Source organism: Sphaerimonospora sp. CA-214678, from assembly GCF_050942215.1.
Taxonomy (GTDB): Bacteria; Actinomycetota; Actinomycetes; order Streptosporangiales; family Streptosporangiaceae; genus Sphaerimonospora.
This window is the reverse complement of record NZ_CP192056.1, coordinates 4,021,780-4,036,724: the sequence shown is the minus strand read 5'-3', so window position 1 is coordinate 4,036,724 and position 14,945 is coordinate 4,021,780. Positions and strand designations below refer to the sequence as shown.

Below are 14,945 nucleotides of genomic sequence, written 5' to 3'. Positions count from 1 at the left end.
GTGATTTCGGTAAAATTTGGGCATTATGGTCGGATGATCGTGCGGGATGTTACTCGTGTCACGGTGCTGGCCAACGTCGTCGTGGTCGTGGTGGGCCTCATCGTGCTCACGCTGCTGCCCCGGTGGAATTCGGGAGGCGACGGCGCCCGGACGGCGGTGGCGGCGCGGCCGTCGGAGCCGGCCCCGGCCACCGCGTCAGCCGAGGCGCCGCCCGGCGATAAGGAACCGGTGACCGCGACGCCGGAGTCCGCGAAGAAGGTGAAGGCCAACGAGGCCGGGCTGGTTCCGGTGATCATGTATCACCGGCTGCTGCCCAAGCGGATCGCCTCCATCGATCGCACCCCCGGCCAGTTCCGCAAGGAGCTGGAGCGGCTGGCCAGGAAGAACTATGTGCCGATCACGGCCGCCGAGTTCGTGTCCGGCGAGATCGACATTCCCGCGGGCTCCCATCCCGTCGTCCTCACCTTCGACGACGGCCACTCCAGCCACTTCGCCCTGGACTCCGACGGGGCGCCGAAGCGCGACACGGCCGTCGGCATCATCTACGAGGTCGCCGCCAAATATCCGGAATTCCGGCCGGTCGCCACGTTCTGGGTCAACCGGACCCCGTTCGGCCTGAACGATCGGGCCGAGCAGACCCGGGCCGTGAAGTGGCTCGTCGAGCGTGGTTTCGAGGTGGCCAACCACACCTATGATCACCCGGATCTGCGCAGTCTGCCGACGAAGCGGGTGAGCGAGCAGATCGTGCGGCAGGAGCGGCTGCTCGCCAAGCTCGGCACGGGGCCGTCCACCACGCTCGCCCTGCCGTACGGCTCCCGGCCCAGGAAGCTGAGCGTGGCGCACGACGGGAAGTGGGACGGCACGAGATACGACTTCGACGGCGTGTTCCTGGCCGGGGCGGAGCCCGCCGTTTCGCCCTTCGCGAAAAAGTTCGAGCGCTACGCGATCCCGAGGATCCAGTCAAACGGAAAACACGGGGAATGCAGCCGTTGGTGCACGACCTACTGGCTCGATTGGTTGGACGATCATCCCAAGAAGCGGTATACGTCCGATGGGGATCCCAAGAGCGTGTCGATCCCACGCAAACTCCGCGACACGGTAGCCTCAAAGCGAGCCGGGAAGATCGTCGTCTACTAGCGCCTGTCCCCTTGCCTCGGATTGACCCCAGCCCGTCATGTCTCATATGCTGATCGCTGCGTTGTGGGCTCGCGCGCGTCTCGGACGGAGCGGGCTCGCGCTCGGTCATCAGTCGCTGTGGTAGCTGAACAGCCTCCGATGACCGAAAACAAGCCCGCCGCGCTTTCGTCACAACGACATCTGTCCGGTTCGGAGCAATTCCACACATGACGAGCAGCACTGAGGCCACCTCGAGCACCCCGCAGGTAGCGGTCAACGACATCGGTTCCGAGGAGGCCTTCCTCGCCGCGATCGACGAGACCATCAAGTACTTCAACGACGGCGACATCGTTGAGGGCACCGTTGTCAAGGTCGATCGAGACGAGGTCTTGCTCGACATCGGCTACAAGACCGAAGGCGTGATCCCGTCCCGCGAGCTCTCCATCAAGCATGACGTCGACCCCGCCGAGGTCGTCGAGGTCGGGGAGCACGTCGAGGCGCTGGTCCTCCAGAAGGAGGACAAGGAAGGCCGCCTGATCCTGTCCAAGAAGCGCGCTCAGTACGAGCGGGCATGGGGCACGATCGAGAAGATCAAGGACGAGGACGGCATCGTCACCGGCACCGTCATCGAGGTCGTCAAGGGTGGTCTCATCCTCGACATCGGCCTGCGGGGCTTCCTGCCGGCGTCCCTGGTCGAGATGCGCCGCGTCCGCGATCTGCAGCCGTATGTCGGCCGCGAACTCGAGGCCAAGATCATCGAGCTGGACAAGAACCGCAACAACGTGGTGCTGTCCCGCCGCGCCTGGCTCGAGCAGACGCAGTCCGAGGTGCGCCAGACGTTCCTCAACACCCTGCAGAAGGGCCAGGTCCGCAAGGGCGTCGTCTCCTCGATCGTCAACTTCGGTGCGTTCGTGGACCTCGGTGGCGTCGACGGCCTGGTGCACGTCTCCGAGCTGTCCTGGAAGCACATCGATCACCCCTCCGAGGTCGTCGAGGTCGGCCAGGAGGTCACGGTCGAGGTCCTGGACGTCGACATGGAGCGCGAGCGGGTCTCGCTGTCGCTCAAGGCGACGCAGGAGGACCCGTGGCAGCAGTTCGCCCGGACCCACCAGATCGGCCAGGTCGTGCCCGGCCGCGTCACCAAGCTGGTGCCGTTCGGCGCGTTCGTCCGCGTCGAGGAGGGCATCGAGGGCCTGGTGCACATCTCCGAGCTGGCCGAGCGCCACGTGGAGATCCCGGAGCAGGTCGTGACGGTCGGCGAGGAGATCTTCGTCAAGATCATCGACATCGACCTCGACCGCCGCAGGATCTCCCTGTCGCTCAAGCAGGCCAACGAGGGCGTCGGCGCCGAGGTCGAGTTCGACCCCACCCTGTACGGCATGGCGGCGACGTACGACGAGCAGGGCAACTACATCTACCCCGAGGGCTTCGACGCCGAGACCGGCGAGTGGCTGGAGGGCTTCGACAAGCAGCGCGAGGAGTGGGAGCGGCAGTACGCCGAGGCCCAGGCCCGCTTCGAGGCGCACAAGTCGCAGATCGAGAAGGCCCGGCAGGAGGAGGCGGCGGCCAGCCAGGCGGCCTCTTCGTCCTACGCCGGCGAGACCTCTTCGCAGAGCCAGTCGAGCGGCGGCGCCCTCGCCTCCGACGAGGCTCTCGCGGCCCTGCGCGAGAAGCTGGCCGGCGGCCAGAGCTGACCCGGGAGACCGGTTCGAGAGCGCCGGTCCCGAAGGCACCGGATCAGAGAGCACCGGTTCAGAGAACGACACGGAGGCCCCGCTTCGGCGGGGCCTTCCGCGTGTCCGGCTGTTCCCGTCACATGTGGCCTCTTCCGCCACCGATAAGGTGACGGCGTGGTGGACATCGAACGGGCCGCGCCCGGGGACGCCGGGGAGATCCTCACCCTCCAGCGGGCCGCCTACGTGACCGAGGCGCAGCTCTACGGCGACCCGTTCCTGCCCCCGCTCGTCGAAACGGTCGAGCAGGTGCGCAAGGTGATCGAGGGCGGCATCGTGCTCAAGGCGACGGAGGGCGCCCGGCTGGTCGGATCCGTCCGCGGTCAGTTGTCCGGCTCGACGTGCGTCGTCGCCCGCCTGATCGTCGCGCCCGATCGGCAGGGACGGGGGACCGGCGGCCGGCTGCTCGGTGCGCTGCACGAGGCCGTGCCGAAGGCCACCGCGTTCGATCTGTCCACCGGCCACCTTTCCGAGGGCAACCTGCGGTTGTACCGGCGGTTCGGCTACCGCGAGACCCGCCGTGAGCGCGTGCAGGACCACCTGACCCTGGTACATCTACGTCTCAGCCGCTGACGGGCCGCATCCGTACGTCCGCCGCGCCTCTCCCATCACGCGTACGGCACCGCGTATCGCCACGCCCTGCCCGGTGCCGTACCGAAGCCCGGTAGGCTGCGGACCGTGTTCAGGGTTGGGCTCACGGGCGGCATCGGCTCGGGCAAGAGTGAGGTGTCGCGGCGGCTCGCGGAGCGCGGCGCGATCGTCATCGACGCGGACAAGATCGCGCGTGAGGTCGTCGAGCCGGGAACGCCCGGGCTCGCTGAGATCGTCGAGACGTTCGGCGCCGGTGTGCTGCACCCCGATGGGACGCTCGACCGGGAACGGCTCGGCTCTATCGTGTTCGCCGACTCCGGCAAGCTGGAGAAGCTCAACGGGATCGTCCACCCGAGGGTCGGCGCCAGGGTGCAGGAGCTCCAGCAGGCCGCTCCGGCCGGGGCGATCGTCGTCTACGACGTGCCGTTGCTCGCCGAGAACGGCCTCGCCCCGATGTACGACGTAGTGATCGTCGTCGATGCCCCAGATGACGTGCGCATCCGCCGGTTGCTGGAGTTCCGGGGCATGGCCGAGGAGGACGCCCGGGCCCGGATCGCGGTTCAGGCCACCCGTGAGGATCGCCTCAAGGTGGCCGACATCGTGATCGACAACGAGGGTTCACTGGACGCCCTGGAGAAGCGGGTCGCCGAGGTTTGGGACGAGCTCGTCGCCCGAGCGGCCGCATGATCGAGAGCTGCCCGTAGCTCGGTTTCGCGCGGAACCACGGTTCGGGTACGACGACGCGGCGCTGGTGTTCGTCCGCCTTTTCGGCCGCGTGATATCGGCGCCCAGGTAGCCGAGTTCGACGCTCCGGCGTACCGGCGATCCCCCGGCCTCGCGATCATACGGCAAGGGTGCGATCGTTCCCGTCGTCACTCCGATGGACGACTTCGCCACGACATCAGCGGTTCTGCCGGTACGCCGGCCTCGGCCGGGATAGGGCGATCGGCGAGGGACGCGATGTCACGGCGGGCAGCCGGGCCGCCCGCCATGTGATTCGCACAGACATACGGACGAGACCCGCGGTCGCCCGATGGAGTCCCGCATCCGTGAGATCTCACCGGCGGGCCACCGGGTTCTCAATGGGCGTGCCGGACATCCCCGATTACCTGCGTTCCTGTGCGAGCCTGGCCTCACGGTGGCCTTGTCCTCGGCGGCGAATTGATCCCCGGGTCAGCAGGGGTGATTGCGGAGTGTGACGGGTTGTGTTCGATAAGGTGTTCGAGGTAGGGTTGGGGTAGACGTTGAGGGTGGGTTTTGCCGGCGGGCTGTTTCGGGCCATTCGCCGAGTGCTGAGGTAGCCGTTTCCTGTCAAGGGGAGTCCCGGTCGGGTGATCGGGGTGGTTGTTTTCGTCTCGGTGAGGGGGTGTCCGTCGTGGCTGTTCCGTTGTCTGTGCCGGTCTTGCCGGGTGGGTCGCCGGTGCCGTGTCTGCCGGTCGTGTCGCCGGGGGATGTCCCGGTTCCTGCTCCTGCTTCTTCCACTGTTGGTGCCGATGCCGATGCCGATGCCGATGCCGATGCCGGTGCCGGGTGTGGTGGGGGCGGGGTCGGGAGTGGGGTGTGGGCGGGGTGGCTGGATGGTGGGGGCGGGGTGCCGGTGCCGCTGCCGGAGGGGATGGCCCGGGCGGTGCCGGGGGCGGAGCTGGCGGTGGTGCTGGCCGGGGTGGATGCGTGCCGGGTGTCGGGGTTCGACACGGTGGAGGTGTTGAAGGCGGCCTACCGGCAGGTGTGTCATGCCCGGGCCTGGTTTTTGGTGGTGTTGCTGGAGGTGGGGCTGCGCGAGCAGGGGTCGGGCCAGGAGGTGCGCCGGGTTCAGGTGCCCGATGAGTTCGCTCCTGATGAGGCGCGGGCGGCGCTGGTGTGGTCGCGCCGCCGTTCCGATAACGCTTTCGAGCTGGCCTGGAATGTGCATCGGCGGTTGCCGGTGCTGGGGGAGGCGATGCTGGCGGGGGTGCTGGATGAGCCGCGGGCGGTGGCGTTCGTCCGCTGGACGGCGGGGCTGACCGATGAGCAGGCCGGGCAGGTGTGCGCCCGGCTGGTGGGGCAGGCGCCGGGCTGGACGGTCGGGGAGCTGATCGAGCGGATCCAGCGGATGGTGCTGGCGATCGATCCGTTGTGGGCGCAGAAACGGTATGCCGAGGCGGTGCGGCGGCGCCGGGTGGTGGGGACGCGCAACGGCGACGGCACGGCGAGCGTGTCGGGGCTGGACCTGCCCCTGGATCGGGCCGCGGCCGGGTGCGAGCGGATCGATGTGCTGGCACGGGCGTGCAAGCGCGCCGGAGATCGGCGGCCGATCGATCACATCCGGGCGGATCTGTTCCTGGGATCGCTGGACGGCTCGTTCGAGAGACTGAGCGATGAAGAGATCGTCGCTCATGTCCGCGCGCATCCCTTCATCGACCCCGACCCCGACCCTGATCCCGGTCGTGATCCCGGTCCCGGTCCTGATTCCGGCTCTGGCCCTGATCCCGGTCGTGATCCCGGTCCCGGTCCTGATTCCGGCTCTGGCCCTGATCCCGGCCCCGGCCCTGGTCCTGATTCCGGCTTCGGCCCCGGTTCTGATGCTGGTCCTGGTCCCGCTTTCGGATCTCATCCCGACTCCGGTCCCGACTCCGGTCCCGGCCTTGGCTCCGGCCCCGGTCCCGGCCTTGGCTCCGGCCCCGGTCCCGGCCTTGGCTCCGGCCCCGGTCCCGGCCTTGGCTCCGGCCCCGGTCCCGGCCTTGGCTCCGGCCCCGGTCCCGGCCTTGGCTCCGGTCCCGGATCCGGTCCTGGTTCCGACCCCGCTGCTGGGGCCGGCCCTGGCTTTGATCCTGGTCCCGCTCCTGGGCCTGATCCCATGCCCGGTGCCGGTGCCGATTGTCGTGCTGATTTCGGCCGTGGCCAAGGTCCCGACCGTGGTGCTGATTTCGGCGGTGGTCCCGCTTCCGGTGCTGGGGTCGGCCCTGATCCTGGCTGTGACCCTGGTGCTCGTCCTGATTGCTGTCCCGTTCCCGAGCGTGGCACCGATCCTGACGCCGGTTCCGGTGTCGATTCCGGCGTCGGCTCCGGTGTGGGTGAGGGCCCTGACGGTGGTCACGATCCCGTTCCCAGCCCTGGTCCTGGCTGTGATCCCGGTCGCGGTCGCGGGTGTGTTCCCGGCGCTGGGACCGGCGATGAACCCGAAAGTGATGGTGTGGGTGGGGGCGGCCGCCGGGGTGGCCGTGACCGTGATGGTGGTGGTCGTGACAGCGGCGGCGACGGTGGGGGCGTGCTGGGCGTGGCCGGGCTCATCGTGGGGGCCGGGCCGGGCGGGGAGGAGCCGGTGCGGGCGGGCCGGGGGCGGGCGGTCGGTGAGATCCGTGTCGGGGTGATGACTCTGCTGGGACTCGATGAGCATCCCGCTCAGGTGCCCGGCTGGGGATTCGTGCACGCGGACCTGGCCCGTCGGATCGTGGCCGGGATGCTGTCGGGGGAGTGGCGGTTCGCCGTGTGCGGTGACGACGGCCGGCTGTTGCACGCCGGGATCACCCGCCGCCGCGCGCGACCGGTCATCTCCTCTCCGGGTGCGGCCCGTCCCGCAGTTGACGTTCGCCCGGCCGGGGACGCCTGCCCGGCCGGGGATGTGCCTTTGCGTGATACGCGCCGGGGCGGGATCGTGGAACTGCAGATTTCCTGGGCGCGTCTGTGTGAACTGACGCGCCGGCCCGCCGGCGCGGATGCCTGGTCGAAGCTCCTGGCCGATCTGTTCCGGCAGGCCCGCCGCCATCTGGGACACGGCGGATCCGGCTGGGGTGAGGGCCGCGGGCTCGCCGGTGATCCAGGCAGTGGTGATCCCGGTGGTCGCGGTGATCCAGGTGGTCGCGGTGATTCATGCGGTGGTGGGGCAGGTCGCGGCGACCCAGGCAGTGGTGATCCAGGCAGTGGTGATCCAGGTGGTCGCAGTGATTCATGCGGTGGTGGGGCCGGTCGCGGTGATTCAGATCGTGGTGAGGTCGGACGGCGGCGGGCTGATGCCGTCTTGCGGCGTTATGTCCAAATCCGTGGCCGGGTGTGTTCCTGGCCCGGTTGCCGCGTGCCTGCGACCAAGACCGACCAGGACCACATCGTGGACTGGTCCCTGGCCGGCCCCACCTGTGCGGACAATCTGGAGCTGGCCTGTCGGCACGACCATCGCGCCAAGCACGAGGGCGGCTGGCGGGTGACCAGGCCCGAGCCGGGTCTCACCGTCTGGACCAGCCCGCTCGGGCATGTCTACCCGGTCCGGCTCCCTCCGATCATGGTCCCTCTGCCCGATCCGCAGCCGCGGAACTGGCCCGAGGCGCCTCCCGGCCGCCTGCCACAGGACACCGAGCCGATCATGGCCGATGAGGTTCCGGCCGAAGACTCGACGTCAAGACCGGGACCGGCACGACACGCGGCCATGGGATCGGGGCCGAGCCGGGTATGGCCAGAAGCAGCAGAAGAGGAAAGACCTGAACAAGAGAACTTTTTCAGAGTCGGGCTTACGATCGATCATGATCTCCCCCCTTTCTGAAGGCCTCCGTCCTGCCGGTGTGCGGTCTGGAATCAGGAGGTCGGCAGGGGTGCCGGAACCCATGGCCCCCGGAATCCAGGGCGGGGCTGGGGAACCGTACCGGAATTGTCGGTCGCGCCGCATAGGTTATGGAGACGTGAGCATCCGGCGCCGGGGACGGGCGGGCCAGGGTCGGGCGTGCCGGGGCAAGAGTGGAGTGGTGAGCGAGCGATGAAGTCTCTGATCGACCTGCAGCGCAAGGCGGCGCCTTTCGAGGTCGTCACCGAGATGACGCCGTCCGGTGACCAGCCGACGGCCATCGCCGAACTGGAGCGCCGGGTCCGGAGGGGAGAGAAGGACACGGTCCTGCTGGGTGCGACGGGCACCGGCAAGACCGCCACCGTGGCCTGGCTGGTGGAGCGGCTTCAGCGTCCCACACTGGTCATGCAGCCGAACAAGACGCTCGCAGCTCAGTTCGCCAACGAGCTCCGCGAAATGCTGCCGAACAACGCGGTCGAGTACTTCGTCTCGTATTACGACTACTACCAGCCCGAGGCGTACGTTCCCCAGAGCGACACCTACATCGAGAAGGACTCCTCGATCAACGAGGAGGTGGAGCGGCTGCGGCACTCGGCGACGTGGTCGCTGGTGTCGCGGCGCGACGTGGTCGTGGTCGCCTCGGTCTCCTGCATTTACGGTCTGGGCACCCCCCAGGAATACGTCGAGCGGATGGTCGGCCTGAAGGTGGGCCAGCAGATCGAGAGAGACCACCTGCTGCGCAGGCTCGTCGACATGCAGTACACCCGGAACGATCTGGCCTTCACCCGCGGCACTTTCCGGGTGCGAGGGGACACCGTCGAGGTCATTCCGGTCTACCAGGAACTCGCCGTCCGCATCGAGATGTTCGGTGACGAGATCGAGAAGCTGTCCACCCTCCACCCGCTGACCGGTGAGGTCGTAGAGGAGGACGACGAGCTGCACATCTTCCCGGCATCGCACTATGTGGCCGGACCGGAGCGGATGGAGCGGGCGATCAACGGCATCGAGGCCGAGCTCGTCGAGCGGCTCGCGGATCTGGAGCGGCAGGGCAAGCTGCTGGAGGCCCAGCGGCTGCGCATGCGGACCACCTATGACATCGAGATGATGCGCCAGATCGGCACCTGCGCCGGCATCGAGAACTATTCCCGTCACATCGACGGGCGCGAGGAGGGCAGTCCGCCGCACACGCTGCTGGACTTCTTCCCGGAGGACTTCCTGCTCGTCCTCGACGAGTCGCACCAGACGGTTCCCCAGATCGGGGCCATGTACGAGGGCGACGCCTCGCGCAAGCGGACACTCGTCGAGCATGGCTTCCGCCTGCCGTCCGCGATGGATAACCGCCCGCTGAAGTGGGAGGAGTTCCTGGAGCGGATCGACCAGACCGTCTACCTGTCGGCCACGCCCGGGCCGTACGAGTTGGGGCGCAGCAAGGGCGATGTGGTCGAACAGGTCATCCGGCCCACCGGCCTGGTCGACCCAGAGGTCGTGGTCAAGCCCACGAAGGGCCAGATCGACGACCTCATGGAGGAGATCAGGACACGGGCCGAGCGAGACGAGCGGGTCCTGGTCACGACGCTGACCAAGAAGATGGCCGAGGATCTGACCGACTACCTGCTCGAGAACGGCATCCGGGTCCGTTATCTGCACAGCGAGGTGGACACGCTGCGCCGCATCGAGTTGCTGCGTGAGCTGCGCCTGGGCGAGTTCGACGTGCTCGTCGGCATCAACCTGCTCCGTGAGGGCCTCGACCTGCCCGAGGTGTCGCTGGTGTCCATCCTGGACGCCGACAAGGAGGGCTTCCTGCGGTCCGAGACCTCGCTGATCCAGACCATCGGCCGGGCGGCACGTAACGTGTCCGGCCAGGTGCACATGTACGCGGACAAGATCACGCCGAGTATGGAGCGGGCGATCGAGGAGACCAATCGGCGCCGGGCCAAGCAGGTCGCCTACAACGAGGCCAACGGCATCGACCCGAAGCCGCTGCGCAAGAAGATCGCCGACATTCTCGACAGTCTCGCCCGGGAGGACGCGGACACCGCACAGATGCTCGGCGGTGCCGGTCGTCAGCAGTCACGCGGCAAGGCTCCGGTCCCCGGTCTCGCCTCCAAGCAGACAGGTCGGCACGCGAAGGCCATTGTGGGCGAGATGCCGAGGGCGCAGCTCGAGGCACTGATCGAGTCGCTCACCGAGCAGATGCACACGGCGGCGGCCGACCTCCAGTTCGAGGTCGCGGCCCGGCTCCGCGATGAGATCAAGGAACTCAAGCGAGAGGTTCGCGATATGCGTGAGGCTGGGGTCGAATGACGACCCTATCTTTATGATTTTTTCGATCGTATGATCCTCCTGGCCTTGATCAAGCAGGTAGGAGGAACATGAGCGGCGATGCGCATCACACCCCTCTGTCCGGATCGCTGAGCCTCGAAGAGCTGCCGATGGAAGAGGACCGCACGGCTCCGTACGCCATGCTCCGAGATGCCGGTCCCGTCGTACGTCTCAAGAACGGCGGGTTCGTCGTCACCACCCGGGAGGGCGCGGATCACGTGCTGCGCAATCCCGAGGTCTTCTCCTCGGAGCAGGCGTTCGCCACGTTGGGCAGCCCTGTGCCGTTGCTGCCGATCGCTTCCGATCCACCGGCTCACACCCGTTATCGGCGAATTCTGCAGCCGTTCTTCACGCCGCGGACGGCCGCCCGCCTCGAACGATCGTCCCGTGAGCAGGTGAACTCGCTCATCGATCGCATTGTCGGTAAGGACTCCTGCGAGGTGGTCGCCGAGCTTGCCAGACCCTTCCCCGCCGATGTGTTCCTGATGCTCTTCGGCCTGCCGCTGGAGGATAGGGAGCGTCTCCTGGCCTGGAAGGACGCGATCGTCGATTTCGCCGATCTGTCCGGCTCCGCCGAGCCCCCTCCGCAGGTGATGGAGTCGGCACAGCAGCTGTTCGAGTACGTCGCGGCTCACGTCGCCGCCTGCCGGAGCGGCGACGGAAGCGGCCTGCTCGCCGAGATGTTCGCCGACACCGAGGACGACCCGCTCAGCGACACCGAAGCGCTGGGGCTGTGCTTCCTGTTCATCATCGCGGGCATCGGCAGCGTCACCTCGGCGCTCAGCCTGATGTTCGCCAAGCTGGCAGCGGACCCAGGACTCCAGTCCCGGGTCGCTGAAGATCCGTCGATCATTCCGGACGTGACCGAGGAGATGCTTCGGATCGATCCCGCCAACTGTGTCCTGCCGCGTGTGGCCACGCGTGACGTGGAACTGTACGGCCATCACATCCCGGCCGGTTCGAACGTGGGCGTCGCCTTGGGCGCCGCCAACCGCGACCCCGCCGAGCTCGACGATCCGGATGTGTTCGACGCCGAGCGCGCCTACAACCATCTGACCTTCGGCGGCGGGCCGCATCGGTGTGTCGGCATCCATCTGGCGCGGATGGAGTTCGCCGTGGTTTTGGAGGAGTGGCACCGCCGCATGCCCCCGTATCGGCTCGCTCCCGGTCACACCCCGCGGGTCACCTGGCCGTCGGGCGTGGTGGGCCTGGATACCGTACCGCTGGTGTTCCCGAAGGAGACCTGATCGGGCCATCGACCGACCGGGCGGGGCACACCGCGGGCACCGCCCGGCTCCGTCGACGAACCCGGGGAAGCCGTGCTCCAGCCCTCGCCGGGGACGTACCGCCGGACGACCCTGGCGGGCACTCCGGCGATCACCGAGTGGTCGGGGAACTCGCCCCGCACGACCGCGCCGCCTGCGACGACCGACTGCCGGCCGATCCGGGTCCCCGGCAGGATGATCGCCCCCGTGCCCAGCCAGGAGCCCGACCCGATGACGACGGGCTTGTTGCGCGGCCACTGCCGCCCGATGGGCGTCTCCGGGTCGTCGTACACGTGGTTCTGGTCGGTGATGTAGACGTAGGGGCCGGTGAAGACGTCCGCGCCGATGTCGATGGACTGGTGGCCGACGATATGGCTGCCCCTGCCGATGGAGCAGCCGCGGCCGATGCGCACGATCGAGTCGGGGCCGAGGTCGACCCCCGGGCCCATGCCGGCGGAGAGGGAGACCCGCTCGCCGATGAGCGTGTGGTCGCCGATCTCGATCCACTCCTCCCCGAAGATCGCGCCGACGGGGAAGGCGATGAACGCCCCGTCGCCGAGTCGACGGAACCGGTAGCCCCCGGTGGAACCGGGGCTGAGCGCGGCCGCCTCGCGCATGTAGGCCCATCCGCGGTGGACGAGTCGGCCCACGGCACGCTTCACGATCGACATAACCGGACAAGTTACCCGCTGGTTGGCTTATCGGCCATAATCGGGTTCGCGCACGTAGGTGGGCGGATAACGGGAAGCGTTTGATAATCTGAGAGCCCGTGGGCATCGCGGCCGCCGAGCGGGCGGTCGGGATAGACGACGACCACGGGAGCCATTCTTGCGCAGCGCCGCCCAGACCGGGGAACCACTGTCCAGCCCGAGACCAGCACGGGCCAAGCAAACCCTGACCAAGCATCTCTTCGTCACCGGTGGCGTCGCCTCCAGTCTCGGTAAGGGGCTCACCGCCTCCAGCCTGGGGCGCCTCCTCAAGATGCGCGGCCTGCGGGTCACGATGCAGAAGCTCGACCCCTACCTCAACGTCGATCCGGGAACGATGAACCCGTTCCAGCACGGTGAGGTGTTCGTCACCGACGATGGTGCGGAGACCGACCTCGACGTCGGCCACTACGAGCGTTTCCTCGACACCGAGCTGCACGGCTCGGCCAACGTGACCACCGGCCAGGTTTACTCCAACGTGATCGCCAAGGAGCGCCGCGGGGAGTATCTGGGCGACACCGTGCAGGTCATCCCGCACATCACGAACGAGATCAAGGACCGCATCCGCGGCATGGCGGGTCCCGACGTCGACGTGGTGATCACCGAGGTCGGCGGGACGGTGGGCGACATCGAGTCGCTGCCGTTCCTCGAGGCCGTACGGCAGGTCCGCCACGAGGTCGGCCGCGACAACGTGTTCTTCCTGCACGTCTCGCTGCTGCCGTACATAGGCCCGAGCGGGGAGCTGAAGACGAAGCCGACCCAGCACTCGGTCGCCGCCCTGCGCAGCATCGGCATCCAGCCGGACGCCATCGTGTGCCGGTCCGACCGGCCGATCACCACATCGCTCAAGCGCAAGATCAGCCTGATGTGCGACGTGGACGAGGACGCGGTGGTCTCCGCGATCGACGCGGCCTCGATCTACGACATCCCGAAGGTTCTGCACTCCGAGGGCCTGGACGCGTACGTCGTGCGGCGGCTCGGCCTGCCGTTCCGCGACGTGGACTGGACCGAGTGGGACCAGCTCCTGCGTCGCGTGCACCGGCCCGCCAAGGAGGTGACGATCGGCCTGGTCGGCAAGTACATCGATCTGCCCGACGCCTACCTGTCCGTCACCGAGGCGCTGCGCGCCGGCGGATTCGCGGCCGACAGCAGGATCAACATCCGCTGGGTCAAGAGCGATGAGTGTGAGACGCCCGAGGGCGCGGCCCGCGAGCTCGACGGCGTCGACGGCGTGCTGATCCCGGGCGGGTTCGGCGTACGCGGGATCGAGGGCAAGGTCGGCGCGGTACGGCATGCCCGCGAGCGGAAGATCCCCCTGCTCGGCATCTGCCTCGGCATGCAGTGCATGGTCATCGAGGTGGCGCGCGACCTCGCCGGGATCGCCGAGGCCGACAGCACCGAGTTCGACCAGAAGACGCCGAGCCCGGTCATCTCGACCATGGCCGACCAGGAGGACGTCGTCGCGGGAGAACGCGACATGGGCGGCACCATGCGGCTCGGGCTCTATCCCGCGAAGCTCGCCGAGGGGTCGCTCGTCCGCCGCCTGTACGGCAAGGCCCGGGCCGAGGAGCGGCACCGGCACCGCTACGAGGTGAACAACTCGTTCCGGGAGCCGCTGGAGAAGGTCGGCATGGTGTTCTCCGGTCTGTCCCCGGACGGCAGGCTCGTGGAGTACGCCGAGCTCGCCCCCGACCGGCATCCGTTCTTCGTCGGCACGCAGGCGCACCCGGAGTTCCGCTCCCGGCCGACGAGGCCGCACCCGCTGTTCAAGGGGCTGGTGGAGGCCGCGCTCGACTACGCCGAGACCCGCCGGACCGGCGCGAACCAGACCTCGAACCAGGTGGTGCACCAGACCGTCGACCAGGCCCTGAACCAGGCCGCGGTGAAGGCGGGCCGTACCAAGTGAGCGTGCCGGAGCGGAACGGAGCCGAGCGGAACGGGCCCGCGTCAGGCGGAGCCGAGCGGAACAGAGCCGAGCGGAACGGAGCCGAGCGGAACGGGCCCGCGTCGCGGGTGAACCCGGGGAACGCGGGCGGGCCGGGCGAGGACGGCATCGGCGTGCGGGACGTCGCGGAGTCGTGGGAGGTGTCCGCCTCCGTCGACCGGTTCGCCGGGCGTGTCATCACGGTGCGGACCGACACCGTGGCGATGCCCGGCGGGGTGACGGCCGACCGGGACTATGCCGTCCACCCCGGCTCGGTCGGGGTGCTCGCCCTGGACGACGCCGACCGTGTGCTGCTGATCCGCCAGTACCGGCATCCGGTGCGGCGCCTGCTGTGGGAGCTGCCGGCGGGTCTTCGCGACGTCCCCGGCGAGCCTCTCGTGGACTGCGCCGCCCGTGAACTGGCCGAGGAGGCCGGATATCGCGCGCGCATCTGGCACACGCTGGTCGACCTCTACACCTCGCCGGGGATGACCGACGAGCGCATCCGGGTGTTCCTGGCCCGTGACGTGGAGCCGATCCCCGAGGAGGAGAACACCTTCGTCCGCAGTCACGAGGAGACCGACATGCCGGCGGTCTGGATTCCGCTGGCTGAGGCGGTCGACACGGCGCTGACCGGGATGATCCACAATTCTCCGGCCGTCGCCGGTATCCTCGCCGCATACGCAGCTTCCGCCGACGGTTTCAAGGGGCTCCGTCCCGCCGACGCGCCGGAGGCATGAGTCCGTAGGGGGACGT

Annotated in this window: 11 protein-coding genes and 1 pseudogene; 11 read left to right on the top strand and 1 reads right to left on the bottom strand. The window is 68.5% G+C overall.

From position 1 onward, the window contains the following. The first annotated feature begins 33 nt into the window (after positions 1–33). The 9 genes and pseudogenes from ACQP1K_RS18105 (at position 34) to ACQP1K_RS18065 (ending at position 11,540) form a co-directional block, all read left to right on the top strand. A complete protein-coding gene (locus tag ACQP1K_RS18105; RefSeq protein ID WP_433496891.1) occupies positions 34–1,137 on the top strand; it encodes a polysaccharide deacetylase family protein in 1,104 nt (367 codons plus the stop codon). A 206-nt stretch (positions 1,138–1,343) separates the two neighbouring features. Further along, positions 1,344–2,810: a 30S ribosomal protein S1 gene (gene rpsA, locus ACQP1K_RS18100; RefSeq protein WP_433496890.1), complete on the top strand. Its 1,467-nt coding sequence runs from the start codon at positions 1,344–1,346 to the stop codon at positions 2,808–2,810. A 156-nt stretch (positions 2,811–2,966) separates the two neighbouring features. Beyond that, positions 2,967–3,422 carry a GNAT family N-acetyltransferase gene (locus ACQP1K_RS18095; protein ID WP_433496889.1) on the top strand — a complete coding sequence of 152 codons (456 nt, stop codon included), beginning with the start codon at positions 2,967–2,969 and terminating at the stop codon, positions 3,420–3,422. A gap of 105 nt (positions 3,423–3,527) precedes the next feature. Then, positions 3,528–4,127, top strand: a complete 600-nt coding sequence (gene coaE / locus ACQP1K_RS18090; protein ID WP_433496888.1) for a dephospho-CoA kinase — start codon at positions 3,528–3,530, stop codon at positions 4,125–4,127. A 928-nt stretch (positions 4,128–5,055) separates the two neighbouring features. After that, a pseudogene (locus ACQP1K_RS18085) lies at positions 5,056–5,694 on the top strand (DUF222 domain-containing protein); the annotation flags it as partial. 121 nt (positions 5,695–5,815) lie between these two features. Then, positions 5,816–6,790, top strand: coding sequence for a hypothetical protein (locus ACQP1K_RS18080; RefSeq protein WP_433501679.1), 975 nt, complete (start codon positions 5,816–5,818; stop codon positions 6,788–6,790). Then, positions 6,790–7,953, top strand: coding sequence for an HNH endonuclease signature motif containing protein (locus ACQP1K_RS18075; RefSeq protein WP_433501573.1), 1,164 nt, complete (start codon positions 6,790–6,792; stop codon positions 7,951–7,953). Before ACQP1K_RS18080 ends, ACQP1K_RS18075 begins: the two co-directional genes overlap by 1 nt. Positions 7,954–8,163: 210 nt before the next feature. Beyond that, positions 8,164–10,275 carry an excinuclease ABC subunit UvrB gene (gene uvrB / locus ACQP1K_RS18070; protein ID WP_433496887.1) on the top strand — a complete coding sequence of 704 codons (2,112 nt, stop codon included), beginning with the start codon at positions 8,164–8,166 and terminating at the stop codon, positions 10,273–10,275. A gap of 68 nt (positions 10,276–10,343) precedes the next feature. Further along, on the top strand, positions 10,344–11,540 hold the full coding sequence (locus tag ACQP1K_RS18065) for a cytochrome P450 (RefSeq protein WP_433496886.1): 1,197 nt from the start codon (positions 10,344–10,346) through the stop codon (positions 11,538–11,540). On the opposite strand, the gene ACQP1K_RS18060 is transcribed toward ACQP1K_RS18065, so the two are convergent. Then, positions 11,462–12,229, bottom strand: coding sequence for a DapH/DapD/GlmU-related protein (locus ACQP1K_RS18060; RefSeq protein ID WP_433496885.1), 768 nt, complete (start codon positions 12,227–12,229; stop codon positions 11,462–11,464). The genes ACQP1K_RS18065 and ACQP1K_RS18060 overlap by 79 nt on opposite strands. Positions 12,230–12,416: 187 nt before the next feature. On the opposite strand from ACQP1K_RS18060, the gene ACQP1K_RS18055 reads away from it, so the two are divergent. Both ACQP1K_RS18055 and ACQP1K_RS18050 read left to right on the top strand, forming a co-directional pair. Beyond that, on the top strand, positions 12,417–14,171 hold the full coding sequence (locus ACQP1K_RS18055) for a CTP synthase (RefSeq protein WP_433501572.1): 1,755 nt from the start codon (positions 12,417–12,419) through the stop codon (positions 14,169–14,171). A gap of 107 nt (positions 14,172–14,278) precedes the next feature. Further along, positions 14,279–14,929 (top strand): NUDIX domain-containing protein, encoded by a 651-nt coding sequence (locus tag ACQP1K_RS18050; protein ID WP_433501571.1) that lies wholly within the window; start codon positions 14,279–14,281, stop codon positions 14,927–14,929. Positions 14,930–14,945: the final 16 nt, after the last annotated feature.